This is a genomic window from Piscinibacter defluvii, from assembly GCF_004011805.1.
Lineage (GTDB): Bacteria > Pseudomonadota > Gammaproteobacteria > Burkholderiales > Burkholderiaceae_C > Piscinibacter > Piscinibacter defluvii.
On record NZ_ML137196.1, the window covers coordinates 659,359 to 676,343 of the forward strand.

A 16,985-nucleotide genomic window follows, 5' to 3' on the forward strand; every position below is an offset into this window, starting at 1 on the left:
GCCCGGCGCTCGGCCCGCTCCGGCCGGGTCGACACAGCGCGTCTCATGGGGCTGTCCTCCGCGCCGCTGCGGCCGGATCGATCGTGATGCGCTCGCGCTCCAGCGGCGCCAGCCAGGGCAGCTCGCCCAGCAGCGGCGCGCCGAGGTGTGCGCGCAGCCAGGCGATGTTCTCCGCGACCGCGTCCATCTGCGGATCGATGCGGTTGGCCACCCATCCGGCCAGCGTCAGCCCATCGGCGCGGATCGCCTCGGCGCTGAGCTGCGCGTGGTTCAGGCAGCCCAGCCGCAGGCCGACCACCAGGACCACCGGCGCGCCGAGCGCACGGGCGAAGTCGGCCAGCGTGTGCGTGTCGTTGAGCGGCGCGCGCCAGCCGCCGGCGCCTTCGACCACCAGCGCGTCGGCCTGCGCCGCGAGTTTCTGCGCCGGCTCGAGCAGCTGCGCGAGCGTGATCGTGCGGCCGGCACGGCGCGCCGCCAGGTGCGGCGAGAGCGGCTCGCGCAGCGCCACCGGGTTGTCGAGCCCGGGCGGCACGCGCAAGGTCGAGGCGGCGCGCAGCGCCAGCACGTCCTCGCTGATCCAGCCGCCGTCACGCTCGACCAGGCCGGCCGCCACCGGCTTCATGCCGACCACGCGCGCATGGCGCCGCGCCAGGCCGCGCAGCAGCGCCGCCGAGACCAGCGTCTTGCCCACGCCGGTGTCGGTGCCGGTCACGAACCAGGTCTCACAGGCCATGGTGGTCCAGCGTTGCCTGCAGCGCAGCGAGTGCGGCATCGGCCAGGTGCTGCCCCTCGGCCACGTCGATCACGTAGGGCGGCATCGCGTACACCGTGGGCCCGATCGGGCGCAGCAGCGCACCGCGTTGCAGCGCCTCGCGCGCATAGCGGCGGGCGAAGTCCGGTGGCGCATCGGCCACGTCCCACGCGAAGATCATGCCCTGCCGGCGCGCATGGCGCACCCGCGGGTGCTGCGACAGCGGCGTGAACTGCGCCGCCAGGCGCTCGGCCGTCGCACGGTTGGCGGCCAGCGCGCCGCTGCGCTCGAACAGCTCGAGCGTGGCCAGCGCCGCGCGGCAGGCGAGCGGGTTGCCGGTGTAGCTGTGCGAGTGCAGGAAGCCGCGCGCGACCTCGTCGTCGTGGAACGCGGCGTAGATCGTGTCGGTGGCCAGCACCACCGACAGCGGCAGCGTGCCGCCGGTCAGTCCCTTGGACAGGCACAGCAGGTCGGGGCGGATGCCGGCCTGCTCGTGCGCGAACAGCGTGCCGGTGCGCCCGAAGCCGACCGCGATCTCGTCGAGCACCAGGTGCACCTCGTGCCGATCGCACAGCGCGCGTGCCCGCTGGAGGTACAGCGGGTCGTGCATCGCCATGCCGGCGGCGCACTGCACCAGCGGCTCGGCGATCAGCGCGGCGGTCTCGTGCGCATGCTCGGCGAGCCAGGCCTCGAGCGCGGCCGCGGCGCGTTCGGCCACTTGCGCCGCGCTCTCGCCGTCGCGCGCCCGGCGCACGTCGGGGCTGGGCACGGTGGCGGCCACGCGCAGCAGCGGCGCATAGGCGTCGCGGAACAGCGCGATGTCGGTCACCCCGAGCGCGCCCACCGTCTCGCCGTGGTAACCGCCGGCGATGCCGACGAAGCGGTTCTTCTCCGGCCGGCCGGCGTTGCGCCAGCAATGCGCGCTCATCTTCAGCGCGATCTCGGTGGCGCTGGCGCCGTCGCCGCCATAGAAGGCGTGGCCCAGCCCGGTCAGCGCCGCCAGGCGCTCGGAGAGTTCGACCACCGGCGCATGCGTGAAGCCGGCGAGCATCACGTGGTCGAGCGTCTGCAGCTGGTCGATCAGCGCGGCGCGGATCGCCGGGTGGTTGTGGCCGAACAGGTTGACCCACCAGGAGCTGATGCCGTCGAGCACACGCCGGCCTTCGTGGTCGTGCAGCCAGACCCCCTCGGCGCGGGACACCGGCAGCAGCGGAAGGTCCGCCGACTCGTGCAGCTTCATCTGCGTGCACGGGTGCCAGACGGCCGCCAGGCTGCGCCGGCGCCACGCCTCGTTCGGGCTCACGCCGCCTGCCCGTCGCGCGTGCGCAGCCCCAGTTCGGCGAGCAGCGCGCGGTCCGCCGCGACGTCGGGGTTGCCGGTCACGAGCAGCTTGTCGCCGTAGAAGATCGAGTTCGCGCCGGCCAGGAAACACAGCGCCTGCACCGCATCGCCCAGCTCGCGGCGCCCGGCCGACAGGCGCACGCGCGCACGCGGCATCGTGATGCGCGCCGCGGCGATGGTGCGCACGAACTCGAGCGGCGGCAGTGTCGGCGCATCGGCCAGCGGCGTGCCGGCCACGCGCACCAGGTGGTTGATCGGCACCGACTCGGGGTAGGGATCGAGGTTGGCGAGCTGCGCGATCAGCCCGGCGCGCTGCGCGCGGCTCTCGCCCATGCCGACGATGCCGCCGCAGCACACCTTCACGCCGGCCTCGCGCACATGGCCCAGCGTGTCGAGCCGGTCCTGGTAGTCGCGCGTGGTGATGACCTGGCCGTAGAACTCGGGCGCGGTATCGAGGTTGTGGTTGTAGTAGTCCAGCCCCGCCTCGGCGAGCGCGCGCGCCTGCTGCGGCGCCAGCATGCCCAGCGTGGCGCAGGCCTCGAGCCCGCAGTCCTTCACCGTGCGCACCAGCTCGGCGACCTGCTCGATGTCGCGGTCCTTCGGCTCGCGCCAGGCCGCGCCCATGCAGAAGCGCGTCGCGCCGGCGGCGCGCGCGCGCTCGGCCGCCGCGCGCACCTCGGCCGGTGCCATCAGCTTGGTGGCGGCCACGCCGGTGTCGTAGCGCGCCGCCTGCGGGCAGTAGCCGCAGTCCTCGGGGCAGCCGCCGGTCTTCACCGACAGCAGCGTCGCCAGCTCGACTTCGCCGGCGTCGTGGTGGGCGCGGTGCACGTCCATGGCCTGCTGCATCAGCGCGGGGAAGGGCAGCTCGAAGAGCGCCTGCACGGCGGCCACGCTCCAGGGCATGGGTTCGGAAACGGAGTTCATGTCGATTCGCACGGGCTGCGCCGCGGAGGGCGGCGGCGGATTGTCGCCGCGCCGCATGCGCCGGGGCCGGCGGGGCGGCCACTTAGAATCGAGTGCTCCTCCAGCGCGCCCTGCCGCCGATGCCCCTCTCCGCCCTCACCGCCCTCTGCCCGCTGGACGGCCGCTATGCCGCCAAGCTCGCGCCACTGCGCCCGCTGCTCTCGGAGTTCGGCCTGATGCACCGGCGCGTGCAGGTCGAGGTGGAGTGGTTCATCGCGCTGTCGGACGCCGGCTTCGCCGAGTTCAAGCCGCTGTCGGAGGCCGCGCGCGGGCTGCTGCGCGGGCTGGTGCTGCGCTTCTCCGAGGCCGACGCGCAGGCCATCAAGGAGATCGAGCGCACCACCAACCACGATGTCAAGGCGGTCGAGTACTGGCTCAAGGAGCGGCTCGACCACCACATCGAGCTGAAGGCCGCGAGCGAATTCGTGCACTTCGCCTGCACCAGCGAGGACATCAACAACACCAGCCACGCGCTGATGCTCAAGGCGGCGCGCGCCGAGGTGCTGCTGCCGGCGCTGGACAAGCTGCTCGCCAAGCTCACCGCGATGGCGCATGAACTGGCCGAGGTGCCGATGCTCTCGCGCACGCACGGCCAGACCGCCAGCCCGACGACGGTGGGCAAGGAGGTCGCCAACGTCGCCGCGCGCCTGGCCCATGCGCGGGCGCGCATCGCCGAGGTGAAGCTGCTGGCCAAGATGAACGGCGCGGTGGGCAACTACAACGCCCACCTCGCCGCCTACCCGGCCTTCGACTGGGAGGGCTTCAGCCGCAAGGTGGTGGAGCAGCACCTCGGCCTCGCCTTCAACCCGTACACGATCCAGATCGAGCCGCACGACTGGATGGCCGAGCTGTTCGACGCGGTGACGCGCAGCAACACCATCCTGATCGATTGGGCGCGCGACGTGTGGGGCTACGTCAGCCTGGGCTACTTCAAGCAGCGCACGAAGGAAGGCGAGATCGGCAGCTCGACCATGCCGCACAAGGTCAACCCGATCGACTTCGAGAACGCCGAGGGCAACTACGGCCTGGCCAACGCGCTGCTGACGCACCTGGCGCAGAAGCTGCCGGTGAGCCGCTGGCAGCGCGACCTGACCGACAGCACGGTGCTGCGCAACATGGGCGTGGCGCTCGGCTACGCGGTGCTCGGCCATGACTCGCTGCTGCGCGGCATGGACAAGCTCGAGGTCAACCGCGCCGCGCTCGAGGCCGATCTCGACGCGGCCTGGGAGGTGCTGGCCGAACCGATCCAGACCGTGATGCGGCGCCACGGCCTGCCCAACCCGTACGAGCAGCTCAAGGCGCTGACACGCGGCAAGGCGATCACGGCCGAGGCGATCCGCGCGTTCGTCGACGGCCTCGCGCTGCCCGAGGACGAGAAGGCCCGGCTGCGCGCGCTGACGCCGGCTTCCTATACCGGCGCCGCGGCGGCGCTGGCCCGACGTTTCCGCTGATCGAAGGGTGCGGCGATGCGATTCACCGACAAGCTGCACGCCGCCGAGCGCGCCAACCGTTCGCTGCTGTGCGTCGGGCTCGACCCCGAGCCGGGCAAGTTCCCCGGCGCGTGGCAGCACGAGCCGGCGCGCATCTTCGACTTCTGCGCCACCATCGTCGACGCCACGCGCGACCTGGTCTGCGCCTTCAAGCCGCAGGTGGCCTACTTCGCCGCGCAGCGCGCGGAGGACCAGCTCGAGCGGCTGGTCGCCTACATCCACAAGGCCGCACCGGACGTGCCGGTGATCCTGGACGCCAAGCGCGGCGACATCGGCAGCACCGCCGAGCAGTACGCCCGCGAGGCCTTCGAGCGCTACCAGGCCGACGCGGTGACGCTCTCGCCCTACATGGGCTTCGATTCGCTCGAGCCCTGGCTCGCGTACGAGGACAAGGGCCTGTTCCTGCTGTGCCGCACCTCCAACCCGGGCGGCTCGGACCTGCAGGCGCAGCGCCTGGTCACCGGCGACCTGCTGTACGAGCAGGTGGCGCGGCTGGCCGCGGGCCCTTGGAACCGCACCGGCCAGCTCGGCCTGGTGGTCGGCGCCACCTTCCCGGCCGAGATCGAGCGCGTGCGCGCGCTGGCACCCACGCTGCCGCTGCTGATCCCCGGCGTCGGCGCGCAGGGCGGCGACGCGGCGGCCACGGTGCGTGCCGGCTGGCGCGGCTCGGCCGAGCGCAGCAGCGCGCCGATCATCGTCAACTCCTCGCGCGCGATCCTGTACGCGAGCCGCGGCAACGAGTTCGCGGCCGCGGCGCGCGAGGCGGCGCTGGCCACCCGCGCGGCACTTGCCGCGGCGCAGGCCGCCTCGGGCTCAAGCCAGGCCGCGGGAAGCCGATAGGGACGCCACGGCCCGAGGCCGCGCCCCACCCGCCGACCTTGAACCCCCCCGTGCTCCCCGATCCCCGCGACGCGGTGCGCGCGCTCGTGCAGCGCTACCTGTTCGCCACCTTCACGGCGGTCGGCCTGGGCGCCGCCCTGCTGGCCTGGCTGGCGCGCGGCGCGCCGCCCGGGGCGCGCCTGGCCCTGGCGCTCGGGTACATCGGGATGTCGCTGTACAGCCTGGTGGCGCTGCGCTGGCCGCGCTGGGGCGGCAGCACTGGCGTGGTGGCCTTGTGCCTCGCGGGCCTCGGACTGGCCGGCGGCACGGCCCTGGCCAACGGCTGGGGCCTGAACACGCCGGCGATGGGCGCACTGACGCTGTTCACGCTGCTGATCGCGGCGACCGTCGACACCCGCGCCGGCATCGGGCTGGCCCTGGCCTGCGCCAGCGTGTTCGTCGGGCTGGCGCTGGCCGAAGCGGCCGGCTGGATCCCGGGGGTGAGTGCGCTGGCGACGATGCCGCTGCCGCGCCGGCTCGGCATCCACCTGTTCGTGCTCGCCATCGGGCTGGCGGGCGGCCTGCTCGTGACGCGGCTGTTCTCGCACTACCTCGGCGTGAGCCGCGAGCGCGAGCTGCGCTTCCAGAACCTGCTCGGCATCGCCGCCGATTCGTACTGGGAGATGGACGAGCAGTTCCGCGTGCAGGCGGTGTGGAAGTCGAGGCCGGACGGACGCTTCGTGATCGAGTCGCGGCCCGGGCTCACGCCCTGGGAGTCGCCGGGCCTGTGGCTCGAGCCGCAGCTGCTGGCCGCACACCGTGCCGACCTCGAGGCGCGCCGGCCGTTCCGCAACCTGCCGGCACGCTGGACCCTGCCCGACGGCCACCAGCGCCACGAGCTGGTCAGCGGCGAGCCGCGCTTCGCCCCCGACGGCCGATTCCTCGGCTACTGGGGCGTGGCCCGCGACATGACCGAGCAGGTCGGGGCGGCGGAGGCGCTGCGCCGCTCCGAGGCGCTGCTGTCGCACCTGGTGACGACCAGCCCCGACCTGATCACGCTGACCGACGCGGCCACCGGTCGCTACGTGATGGTCAACGATGCCTTCGAGCGCATCAGCGGCTGGCGCGCGGCGGAGGTGATCGGCCGCAGCTCGCTGGACATCGGCGTCTGGGGCGACCCGGCGCAGCGCGAGGACTTCGTGCACCGGCTCGCCGACGACGGCGCGGTGCGCGACCTGCCGATCGAGTTCGTCTCCAAGGCCGGCCAGCGCGTCGCGCTGTTGGTCTCGGCGGTGCGCTTCCGCCTCGAGGAGGGCAGCTACATCGTGCTCAACGGGCGCGACGTGACGGCCAGCGAGCGCACCCGTCTGGCCCACGAGGCGGTGCTCGCCAATGCCTCGCTGGGCATCGCGTTCACGCGCGAGCGCGTGTTCGTGCAGGCCAACCCGGCGCTCGAGAAAATGCTCGGCTGGGCCATCGGCACGCTGACCGGCCAGCCGGGGCGCGCCGTCTGGGCGAGCGACGAGGAATACGCCGAGATCGGCGCGCTGATCGGCCCGGCACTCTCGCGCGGCGAATCGGTCGAGTTCGTACGCGAACTGACGCGGCGCGACGGCACCCGGTTCTGGTGCCGCCTGCTGGCCAAGGCGGTCGACCCGACCCACCCGATGCGCGGCGGCACGATCTGGATCATCGAGGACATCACCGAGCGGCGCCGCACCGAGCAGGCCCTGGCCAAGGCACGCGACGACGCCGAGGCCGCCAGCCGCGCCAAGACCGCCTTCCTGGCCAACACCAGCCACGAGATCCGCACGCCGCTCAACGGGCTGGTCGGGCTGGCCCGCCTGGCGCGCCGCCCCGACCTGGACGACGAGCGCCGCCACCGCTACCTGGAGCAGATCGCCGAGAGTGCGGAGACGCTCTCGGCGCTGATCTCCGACGTGCTCGACCTGTCCAAGATCGAGGCCGGCAAGCTCGAGCTCGAGGCGGTCGACTTCGACCTGCACGAGCTGCTCGCCTCGCTGGCGCGGGTCTACGGCAGCCTGGCCGACACACGTGGCCTCGGCTTCGAGCTGCAGATGGGCCGCGGCCTGCCCGACTGGGTGCGCGGCGACCCGGTGCGGTTGCGGCAGATCCTGGCCAACTACCTGAACAACGCGCTCAAGTTCACCGCGCACGGCTCGATCGCGCTGCGCGCCGTGGCGCTGCCCGGCGATCAGCTGCGCTTCGAGGTCGAGGACAGCGGCCCGGGCATCGCGCCGGAGGTGCAGGCGCGCCTGTTCCACCCCTTCATGCAGGCCGACCAGTCCACCACCCGGCGCTTCGGCGGCAGCGGCCTGGGCCTGTCGATCTGCCGCGAGCTGGCCGGCCTGATGCACGGCACGGTCGGCGTGGCCAGCGAGCCGGGCCGGGGCAGCTGCTTCTGGGCCGAGCTGCCGCTGCCGCCGGGCGAGGCGGCCGACGAGGTGTCGGCCTTCGGCGCGCTGGACCGCGAGCACCCGCTGGCCGGCCGGCGCGTGCTGATGGTCGAGGACAACGCGGTCAACATGACGATCGCGGTCGCCCTGCTCGAGCAGTGGGGCGTCGAGGTCACCCAGGCCGGCGACGGCCAGGCGGCGATCGCCGCGGTCGAGGCCGCGGCCCGGGCGGGGCGCCCGTTCGATGTGGTGCTGATGGACGTGCACATGCCGGTGATGAGCGGCCACGAGGCCACGCGCCGGCTGCGCGCCACGCCGGCCGGGCGCGGCCTGCCCATCATCGCGCTGACCGCCGCCGCCCTGACCTCCGAACGCGAGGAGGCCTTGCAGGCCGGAATGTCGGGATTCCTGACCAAACCGATCGACGCGCGCCGCCTGCACGACACCCTGCGCTCGGTGCTCGCGGGCTAACATGGCGGGCCCGTGCCCGCGTTGCGCCGGCGCGGCGCCCGGAATCCGCCGCACATGACGGACGTGCCCCGTTCCCCGCCGGCCGAGCCGTTGCCGACCGCCCTGCGCGCGATCGGCCGGCTGTTCTTCGCCACCTCGGCAGCGGTCGGCTTCGCCTGCGCGCTGCTGGTGGCGCTGCTGCCGCTGCCGCTGGCGCCGCTGCCGCAGCTGCTGCTGGCCGCGGCGCTGGCCGTGCATGCGCTGGCCAACACGCTGGCCTGGCGGCGCAGCGCCGACGAGCGCTTCCCGGTGCGCGGCGGCCTGTTCGTGCTGGCGCTGGCCGCCACGGCGCTCATCGGGGTGGCCAGCGTGCTGCTCGGCGACGGGCTGCGCCATCCGGCCTTCGGCTTCATCGGGCTGATGGCCTGCCTGCTGGCGGTGGTCGCCGGTGCGCACCAGGGTGTCACGCTGGCAGTCGCCGGCGTGTGCACCGCCGCCGCGGTGGCCTGGGTGCAGCGTGATGCCGGCTGGCACCTGCTGCTGCCCTTCCACCTGACGCTGATCGCCTGTGCCGCCACCGCCGGGCTGCTGCTGCGCCGCGTGCTGCAGCGCCTGCTGACCGACAGCGCCGAGCGCGAGCGGCGCTTCCGCGGCCTGCTGGCGATCGCGGCCGACTGGTCCTGGGAGCAGGACGCGGAGTTCCGCTTCACCCGCGTCGGCGACGCACAGGGCCGCGCCGATCACCCGGACGTGCGGCGCCTGATCGGCCGCACGCCCTGGGACGCCGGCCTGCTGGGCAGCGACGCGGAGCTTGCCGACGCCCACCGTGCCGACCTGGAAGCGCACCGGCCGTTCGCCAACCTGCTGCTGCAGCGCACCGACCTGAAGGGCCGCGCCCGCTTCATCAGCTTCTCCGGCGAGCCGCGCTTCGACGCCGACGGCGTGTTCATCGGCTACTGGGGCGTGGGCCGCGACGTCACCGAGCAGGTGCGCACGCAGCAGGCGGTGGCGGCCAGCGAGTCGCGCTACCGGGCGCTGTTCGAGCGTTCGCCCACCGCGCTGGTGCTGCACCGCCGCGGCACGGTGCTGGACGCCAACGAGGCCGCCGCGCAGCTGTTCGGCTACCGCGACGGCGCGGCGATGAAGGGGGTGCACCTGCTCGAACATTTCGCCGCCCCCGAGCAGCGCGAGCAGGTGCGCGAGCGCATGGTGCAGTCCGAACGGCTCGGCGTCGGCCAGGCGCTGCCGGTGGTCGACTACACGATGCGCTCGGTCAGCGGGCAGAGCGTCGCGGTGCAGGCTACCGCGATGCGCGTGGCCACCGCCGGCGGCCCGGCGCTGCTGACGATCTACGTCGACATCACCGCGCGCAAGGCCACCGAGGCGGCACTGCGCCGCTCCGAGGCGATGCTGTCGCACCTGTTCGCCACCAGCCCCGACGTGATGGCGCTGACCGACCTGGACAGCGGCCGCTTCCTGCTCGTCAACCAGCGCTTCACCGACATCTTCGGCTGGAGCCGCGCCGAGGCGGTGGGCCGCAGCTCGCTCGAGCTCGGCACCTGGAACGACGCCGCCGACCGCGTGCGCTTCGTCGAGCGCGTGCGCACGCACGGCAGCGTGGAGGGCGAGCCGCTGCTGTTCCGGCGCCGCGACGGCAGCCGCGTGCCGATGCTGGTGTCGGCCGCGCGCGTGGCCTTCGAGGGGCGGCGCCTGATGGTGCTGACCGCGCGCGACGTCAGCGTCGGCGAACGCACGCGCCTGGAGGTCGAGGCGATCCTGAACACCGTCTCGCTGGCCATCGCCTTCGTGCGCGGCCAGCGCATCGTGCGCATCAACGCGCGCCACGCCGAGATGTTCGGCTTTCGCGAGGAGGAGCTGCGCGGCGCGGCACTGTCCACGCTGTGGCCCGACGAGTCGCAGTTCCGTGCCGTGCGGCGCGAGGCGCTCGGCGCGCTGCGCCAGCGCCAGGGCTACGACGTCGAGGTGCAGCTGCGCCGGCGCGACGGCAGCCTGTTCTGGTGCCGGCTGCAGGCGCGCTCGGTCGACCCGGCGCACCCGATCGGCGGCGGCACGCTGTGGACCGCCGAGGACATCACCGAACGACGCCAGACGCAGCAGGCGCTGGCCGCCGCGCGCGACGCGGCCGAGGCCGCCAGCCGCGCCAAGAGCGCCTTCCTGGCCAACACCAGCCACGAGATCCGCACCCCGCTGAACGGCCTGCTCGGGCTGGCGCGGCTGGCGATGCAGCCGGGCCAGAACGAGGCGCGCCGCCAGCAGTACCTGGCGCAGATGGTGGACAGTGCGCAGAGCCTGGCGGGCATCATCTCCGACATCCTCGACCTGTCCAAGGTCGAGGCCGGCCAGGTCAGCCTCGAGGACCTGCCGTTCGCGCTGCGCGAGACGATCGCCTCGGTGCACCATGCCTACCGCTCGCTGGCCGAGGCCAAGGGCCTGCAGCTCGAGCTGAGCATCGACCCGGCGCTGCCGGCCCATGTGCGCGGCGACCCGCTGCGGGTGCGCCAGATCCTGACCAACTTCGTCGCCAACGCGCTCAAGTTCACCGAGCGTGGCCGGGTGCGCATCGAGGCCGGCGCGGACGGCGGCCGCATCCGCCTGGCGGTGCACGACAGCGGGCCGGGCATCGACCCGGCGACCCAGCAGCGCCTGTTCGCGCCGTTCACGCAGGCCGACGAGTCGATCACCCGGCGCTACGGCGGCACCGGGCTGGGGCTGTCGATCTGCCGCGAGCTGGCCCAGCTGATGGGCGGCAACGTCGGCGTGGACAGCCGGCCCGGCCGCGGCAGCGTGTTCTGGGCCGAGCTGCCGCTGCCGCCGGTGGCCGAGGGCAGCGCCCCGACCCCGCCGGCCGAGGCCGCGCAGGCGCCGCTGCCGCCGGCGCGCGTGCTGGTGGCCGAGGACAACCCGGTCAACATGCTGATCGTCGTCGCGATGCTCGAGCAATGGGGCCTGCGCGTGGCGCAGGCGGGCGACGGCGCGCAGGCGGTCGAGGCCGTGGATGCCGCAGCGGCGGCCGGCGCACCCTTCGACCTGGTGCTGATGGACGTGCACATGCCGGTGATGAGCGGGCATGCGGCGGTGCGCCGGCTGCGCGAGCGTTTCGACGCGCAGACGCTGCCGGTGGTCGCGCTGACCGCCGCGGCACTGGTGGGCGAGCGCGACGATGCGCTGGCCAGCGGCATGAACGACTTCCTGAGCAAGCCGATCGACCCCGCCCGGCTGCGCGAGACGCTGGCGCGCCACCTGCGGCGCAGCGGGGCGGCGGCCTGAGGGAGCCGCCCGGCGCCCGGCTCAGGGCACCAGCGGCAGCTCGCGCAGGCGGCGGCCCGTGAGGGCGAACAGCGCGTTGGCCAGCGCCGGGGCGAACGGCGGCACGCCCGGCTCGCCCACGCCGGCCGGCGCCCGCGTGCTCGGCACGAGGTGCACCTCGATGCGCGGCGTCTCGGCCAGGGTCGCGATCGGGTGGGCCGGGAAGTTGGTCTGCTGCACCCGGCTGTCGACGATGTCGATGCGGCCGTACAGCGCCGCCGAGAGCGCGAACAGGACCGAGCCTTCCATCTGCTGCGCCACCGTGTCCGGGTTGACCACGGTGCCGACGTCGGCCGCCACCACGACCCGCCGCACCGACGGACGGCCGTCCGCGAGCCGCGCCTCCACCACCTGGGCGACGATGCTGCCGAAGCTCTCGTGCAGCGCCAGCCCGCGCGCCGTGCCGGGCGGCAGCGCACTGCCCCAGCCCGCCTTGTCGGCCGCCAGGCGCAGCACCGCGGCATGGCGCGGCCGCTCCTGCAGCAGCTCGAGCCGGAAGGCGAGCGGGTCGCGCCCGGCCGCGGCGGCCAGTTCGTCGACGAAACACTCGGCGAAGAAGGCGTTGTGCGAGTGGCCCACCGAGCGCCAGAAGCCGATCGGCACGCCGCTCCCGGTGGCCCGGTGCGCGATGCGCAGGTGCGGCACGCCGTAGGGCAGGTCGAACAGGCCTTCGCTGGCCGTGCGGTCGGGCAGGTCGACGGGCAGCGCCAGGCCCGGCGCGTTGCGCTCGAGGTAACGCGGCACCAGCGCGTCGCCGGCGCTGGTCAGGCGCAGCACCTGCAGCCGGCCCTCGCCGTCCAGGCCGGCCTGCAGCAGCGCCGCGGCGGCGGGGCGGTAGAAGTCGTGCGTGAAGTCCTCCTCGCGCGGCCACGAGAGCTGCACCGGCGCCCCGCCGCATTCGAGCGCGACACGCACCGCCTGCGCGACCACGTCGGTCTCCAGGCGCCGGCCGAAACCGCCGCCGAGCGCCGTGACGTGCACGACGACCCGGTCCTGCGGCACCTCGGCGATGCGCGCGGCCGTCGCGCGCGCGAAGCTCGGCACCTGGGTCGGCACCCAGAGCTCGACACGCCCGCCGGCCACGCGCGCGGTGCAGTTCAGCGGCTCGAGCGCCGCATGGGCCAGGTACGGGGCCCGGTACAGGCGCTCGATGCGGCGCGCGGCCGCGGCCAGCGCCGTGTCGGCCTCGCCCTGCGCATGGAACACGTGGCCCGAGCCGTCCTGCGCGGCGCGGCGCACGGTGCGCTCGAGCTCGTGCGCGATGGCGGCGCTGTCGAGCACGACGGCCGGCGGGGCGCGCCAGTCCACCACCAGCGCATCGGCGCCGCGCCGCGCATGCCAGGTGCTGCGGCCGACCACCGCCAGCGCCGGCGTCGAGCCGGCCAGCGAGGGCAGACGCACGACGCGTTCGACACCCGGCAGGCGCAGCACCGGGTCCGGGTCGAACGCGCCGGGCGCGCCGCCGAGCTGCGGCGCGTGGCGCACCACCGCGTAGCGCAGCCCCGGCAGGCGCACGTCCAGGCCGAAGACCGCCGCGCCACTCACCTTGGCCGGCAGGTCCAGGCGCGGCTGCGGCCGCCCGATCAGGCGCCAGGCCTCGCGCGGCTTGAGCGCGACGTCGCCCGGCGGGGTCGCGGCGGCGAGCTTCGCGAGCTCGCCGTAGTGCGCGCGCTGGCCGCCGGCCGCATGCGAGACCACGCCGTCGGCCACCGTCAGCTCCGCGGCCGGCAGGCGCCACTGCAGCGAAGCCGAGCCGAGCAGGCGTGCACGCGCCGTCGCCGCGGCCCAGCGCAGCGGCTCCCAGGCGTCGGCCACGCTGCTGGAGCCGCCGGTCAGGCTCAGGCCGGCCTCGCGCGCCAGCTTGGCGACGATCCAGCGCGCGGCGAGCACCGTCGCCCCCTGCCGCCCCGGTTCGGTCTCGGCGGGGGTGAACGGCAGGCCGTCGACCGCGACCGCGACATTGCCGTACAGCGTGTCCGCGCCGGGTTCGGCCAGCGAGATGCGCGCCGGCGCGACGTCCAGTTCCTCGGCCGCCAGCAGCGCCAGCGCGGTGTGCACACCCTGGCCCATCTCGCTGCGCGGCATCGCCAGCGCCACGGCGCCGTCCGGCGCGATGCGGATCCAGCCGTTCAGCGCAATGCGGCCGTCGGCGCCGGGCAGCGTGTCGGGCCGGCCGACGCGGCTGCGCGGCGGCAGCACGGCCCAGCCGACCAGCAGCGCCCCGGCGACCCCCGCGCCGCCGACCAGCAGGCCGCGCCGCCTCATCGCTTCTTCGCCGGCGCGCTGTCGCGGCGGGCCGCGGCGGCGGCATGGATCGCGCGGCGCACCCGCGGGTAGCTGCCGCAGCGGCACAGGTTGGTGATGGCGGCGTCGATGTCGGCGTCGCTCGGCGCGGCGTTGCGCTCGAGCAGCGCCGCAGCCGCCATCAGCATGCCGCTCTGGCACCAGCCGCACTGCGGCACCTGGTGCGCCAGCCACGCCTCCTGCAGCGGGTGCAGCGACCCCGGCGACCCCAGCGCCTCGATGGTGCGCACCGGCCGCGTGCCCACGGCGGACAGCGGCAGCACGCAGGAACGCTGGGCCTCGCCGCCGACATGCACCGTGCAGGCGCCGCAGGCGCCGATGCCGCAGCCGATCTTGGTGCCGGTCAGGTTCAGCGCATCGCGCAGCGCCCACAGCAGCGGCATCTCGGGCGCGACGGCATCGTCGGGCAGGTCGTGCAGGGCGCCGTTGACGTGAAGGTGCATGCGGGCTCCGGAGCGGGCCCGCATTCTCGGCTCAAACGAGCCGGGGCTTGTTCGCCAATGTGTCCGCGCTCAGGCCGCCAGCGGCAGCGCCGTCGAAGAGTCCTCGAAACGGTCCAGCAGCAGCTCGATCTGGTCCGGGTCCATCGGCCGCGACAGGTGGAAGCCCTGGCCGGACTCGCAGCCCATCTCGCGCAGCTGCGCCAGCTGCGACTCGGTCTCGATGCCCTCGGCGATGACACGCTTGCCCAGCGAACCGCCCAGCGAGACGATGGCGCGCACCACCTCGGCCTCCTTCGAGCCGACCTGCATGCCGCGCACGAACGAGGCATCGATCTTCAGGCTGTCGATCGGCAGCGAGGACAGGTAGGACAGCGACGAGTAGCCGGTGCCGAAGTCGTCCACGCTCAGGCCCACGCCGAGCTCGCGCAGCGCGCCGAGCTGGCTGAGCGTACCGCCCTCGTGGTCGAGCCGGTCCATCAGCACGTTCTCGGTCAGCTCGAGCGTCAGCCGGTCGGGCTGCAGGCGCGCATTGACGATGGCGCGGGTCACGCGTTGCGCGAAGCCGGTGTGGGTCAGGTCGTTGCCCGACACGTTGACCTGCATGCGCAGGTGCTGGTACTGCGGGCCGCGCGCGTGCCATTGGCGCAGCTGGCGGCAGGCGCGGTCGAGCACCAGGTCGGTCAGCGGGCCGATCAGGGCCGACTCCTCGGCGATCGGGATGAAGGTCGAGGGCGGGATGTCGCCGTGCACCGGGTGGCGCCAGCGCGCCAGCGCCTCGAAGCCGGTCAGGCGGCCGTTGCCCAGGTCGTGCAGCGGCTGGTAGACCACCGAGAGGCGGCCGCTGTCCAGCGCGCGGCGCAGCTCGCGCTCGAGTTGCACGCGGTCGCTGACCTGCTGGTGCAGCCCGGCGTCGAACAGCGCATGGCGCGCCTTGCCGGCGGCCTTGGCCTGGTACATCGCGATGTCGGCGTCGCGCAGCACCTCCTCGGGCAGGCGGTAGCCGATGTTGCTGGAGGTGATGCCGATGCTGGCGCTGCTGGTGATCTCGGTGCCGTTGATCAGCACCGGCTGGCGCAGCGCCTGCTGCAGCCGCTCGGCCAGGTGCACGGCATGGGCGTCACGCTCGATGTTCTCGCACAGCACGGCGAACTCGTCGCCGCCCAGGCGCGCCACCACGTCGCCCGGCCGCACGTGGATGCGGATGCGGCGCGCCACCTGCACCAGGAACTCGTCGCCGGCGCCATGGCCCATGCTGTCGTTGATCAGCTTGAAGCGGTCGAAGTCCAGGAACATGACCGCGAAGCGGTGTGTCGGGTCGGCGCGGTGGCGCTCGACCGCGCGCGCCAGGTGGGCGTGGAAGTGGGCCCGGTTGGGCAATCCGGTCAGGCTGTCGTGGAAGGCGATGTGCTGCAGGCGCTGCTCGGCCACGCGGCGGGCCGAGATGTCCTGCAGCTGCACGATCAGCGTCGCGTTCTCGCCGGCATGGTCGCCCAGCAGGCTGGCGTTCAGCGCCACCCAGACGTCGTCGCCGGCGCGGTGGCGGCAGCGCAGCTCGAGCGCGGTGGACTCGCACTGCTGCGTGGCCACGCGGGCCAGCTGCGCCAGCAGTTCCGGCGCGTCCTCGGCGGCGACGAACTCGCCGAGCCGGCGGCCGAGCATCTCCTGCTCGTCCAGGCCGAGCAGGGCGCGCAGCGCGCGGTTGACCTGGCGCAGCGTGCCGTCGGGGGTGACCAGCGCCATGCCGATCGAGGCATGCGTGAAGGCGCTGTGGAAGCGCTGCTCGCTCTCGCGCAGCTCGCGCACGTGGCGCGCGGCCTGCTGTGCCTCGCGCTCGGCGGCCTCGACGCGGCTGCGCCGCACGGCCTCGTCGGCGGCCTGCTGCTTGAAGAAGAAGTGCAGCGTCGCCAGCATCAGGCCGACGATGGGCACGATGGCCATCAGCACACCCGGGCCCGACTGCGCCACCGTCAGCGTCAGCAGCCCGGCCACCGAGGCGCTGCCGGCGTAGGTGGCGGCAATCCAGCCGAAGCTGCCGAACAGCTCGCGCAGCACCGGCCGCTCGTTGCGCTTGAGGTAGAGCACCATCGTCACCAGCAGCGTGTTGGCGACGAAGTAGGCGATCGAGAAGGCCATCGCGGCCAGCAGGAGCACGCCGTCGCCGAGCAGGCCGCGCGCCTGCAGCGCATCGGTGCCCCAGTGCAGCAGCGAGCCGGCGCCGTACATCGCGACGGCGGCCATCGCCGGGCTGGCGATGCGGCTGGTCCAGCGCCTGGAGGTGCGCCACGAGCCGACCAGCGCCTCGCCGGCGGCCGCCAGCGTGGCCGCGGCCGGACCGTGCATCAGCAGCACCAGGAAGATGAAGATCTCGCCGGCGACGAAGGAGTTCTTCGCGCGCGGCATGCGCACCGGGAAGAAGCCGGCCAGCGTGGCCACCAGGGTGCCGGCCAGGGTCTGCAGCAGCGCCGCGCTGCTGAGCTCGCGCAGGGCCAGCGCCGAGTGCAGCAGCACCAGCGCACCGATCAGCACCATCGACCACCAGTACAGCGTGGCCTTGCGGTTGTAGTCCGGCATCAGCGCCGCATGCAGGCGCTGCAGCGCGCCGGGGCGCACGGTCGAGGTCTCGAGGGACGCCGCGGTCGACATGGTCGGTACTCCGTGGGTACTGCGGTTGGGAGCCGTG

10 protein-coding genes are annotated in these 16,985 nt (G+C 74.0%); 4 read left to right on the forward strand and 6 right to left on the reverse strand.

Annotation, left to right across the window (positions count from 1 at the left end):
• Positions 1-43 precede the first annotated feature (43 nt).
• The 3 genes from bioD to bioB are packed head-to-tail and all read right to left on the reverse strand — an operon-like array spanning position 44 to position 3,016.
• Positions 44-733 (reverse strand): dethiobiotin synthase, encoded by a 690-nt coding sequence (bioD, locus tag D9C15_RS02975; protein ID WP_127995923.1) that lies wholly within the window; start codon positions 731-733, stop codon positions 44-46.
• Positions 723-2,054 (reverse strand): adenosylmethionine--8-amino-7-oxononanoate transaminase, encoded by a 1,332-nt coding sequence (gene bioA, locus D9C15_RS02980; protein WP_127995924.1) that lies wholly within the window; start codon positions 2,052-2,054, stop codon positions 723-725. The genes bioD and bioA overlap by 11 nt, the downstream gene beginning before the upstream one ends.
• Positions 2,051-3,016 (reverse strand): biotin synthase BioB, encoded by a 966-nt coding sequence (bioB, locus tag D9C15_RS02985; RefSeq protein WP_240668262.1) that lies wholly within the window; start codon positions 3,014-3,016, stop codon positions 2,051-2,053. The genes bioA and bioB overlap by 4 nt, the downstream gene beginning before the upstream one ends.
• A 119-nt stretch (positions 3,017-3,135) precedes the next feature.
• Between bioB and purB the strand changes: the two genes are divergently transcribed.
• Genes purB through D9C15_RS03005 form a run of 4 tightly spaced genes read left to right on the forward strand, consistent with a single transcriptional unit; the run spans position 3,136 to position 11,519 of the window.
• On the forward strand, positions 3,136-4,506 hold the full coding sequence (purB, locus tag D9C15_RS02990) for an adenylosuccinate lyase (RefSeq protein WP_127995926.1): 1,371 nt from the start codon (positions 3,136-3,138) through the stop codon (positions 4,504-4,506).
• Between the two features lie 15 nt (positions 4,507-4,521).
• On the forward strand, positions 4,522-5,385 hold the full coding sequence (gene pyrF, locus D9C15_RS02995) for an orotidine-5'-phosphate decarboxylase (protein WP_127995927.1): 864 nt from the start codon (positions 4,522-4,524) through the stop codon (positions 5,383-5,385).
• A gap of 50 nt (positions 5,386-5,435) precedes the next feature.
• Positions 5,436-8,252 carry a PAS domain S-box protein gene (locus D9C15_RS03000; protein WP_127995928.1) on the forward strand — a complete coding sequence of 939 codons (2,817 nt, stop codon included), beginning with the start codon at positions 5,436-5,438 and terminating at the stop codon, positions 8,250-8,252.
• A gap of 54 nt (positions 8,253-8,306) precedes the next feature.
• Positions 8,307-11,519: a PAS domain-containing hybrid sensor histidine kinase/response regulator gene (locus D9C15_RS03005; RefSeq protein ID WP_127995929.1), complete on the forward strand. Its 3,213-nt coding sequence runs from the start codon at positions 8,307-8,309 to the stop codon at positions 11,517-11,519.
• A 21-nt stretch (positions 11,520-11,540) separates the two neighbouring features.
• Here the strand turns inward: D9C15_RS03005 and D9C15_RS03010 are convergent, their stop codons facing one another.
• The 3 genes from D9C15_RS03010 to D9C15_RS03020 form a co-directional block, all read right to left on the reverse strand.
• Positions 11,541-13,823 (reverse strand): xanthine dehydrogenase family protein molybdopterin-binding subunit, encoded by a 2,283-nt coding sequence (locus D9C15_RS03010; protein ID WP_127995930.1) that lies wholly within the window; start codon positions 13,821-13,823, stop codon positions 11,541-11,543.
• Positions 13,820-14,305 carry a (2Fe-2S)-binding protein gene (locus tag D9C15_RS03015; RefSeq protein ID WP_127995931.1) on the reverse strand — a complete coding sequence of 162 codons (486 nt, stop codon included), beginning with the start codon at positions 14,303-14,305 and terminating at the stop codon, positions 13,820-13,822. Before D9C15_RS03015 ends, D9C15_RS03010 begins: the two co-directional genes overlap by 4 nt.
• A 69-nt stretch (positions 14,306-14,374) precedes the next feature.
• On the reverse strand, positions 14,375-16,948 hold the full coding sequence (locus tag D9C15_RS03020) for a putative bifunctional diguanylate cyclase/phosphodiesterase (RefSeq protein ID WP_127995932.1): 2,574 nt from the start codon (positions 16,946-16,948) through the stop codon (positions 14,375-14,377).
• Positions 16,949-16,985: the final 37 nt, after the last annotated feature.

Excerpts from the sequence above, each read along its gene's own strand:
- bioD (WP_127995923.1), bottom strand. The coding sequence starts at position 733 with ATGGCCTGTGAGACCTGGTTCGTGACCGGCACCGACACCGGCGTGGGC.
- bioB (WP_240668262.1), bottom strand. The coding sequence starts at position 3,016 with ATGAACTCCGTTTCCGAACCCATGCCCTGGAGCGTGGCCGCCGTGCAG.
- purB (WP_127995926.1), top strand. The coding sequence starts at position 3,136 with ATGCCCCTCTCCGCCCTCACCGCCCTCTGCCCGCTGGACGGCCGCTAT.
- pyrF (WP_127995927.1), top strand. The coding sequence starts at position 4,522 with ATGCGATTCACCGACAAGCTGCACGCCGCCGAGCGCGCCAACCGTTCG.
- D9C15_RS03005 (WP_127995929.1), top strand. The coding sequence starts at position 8,307 with ATGACGGACGTGCCCCGTTCCCCGCCGGCCGAGCCGTTGCCGACCGCC.
- D9C15_RS03010 (WP_127995930.1), bottom strand. The coding sequence starts at position 13,823 with ATGAGGCGGCGCGGCCTGCTGGTCGGCGGCGCGGGGGTCGCCGGGGCG.
- D9C15_RS03015 (WP_127995931.1), bottom strand. The coding sequence starts at position 14,305 with ATGCACCTTCACGTCAACGGCGCCCTGCACGACCTGCCCGACGATGCC.
- D9C15_RS03020 (WP_127995932.1), bottom strand. The coding sequence starts at position 16,948 with ATGTCGACCGCGGCGTCCCTCGAGACCTCGACCGTGCGCCCCGGCGCG.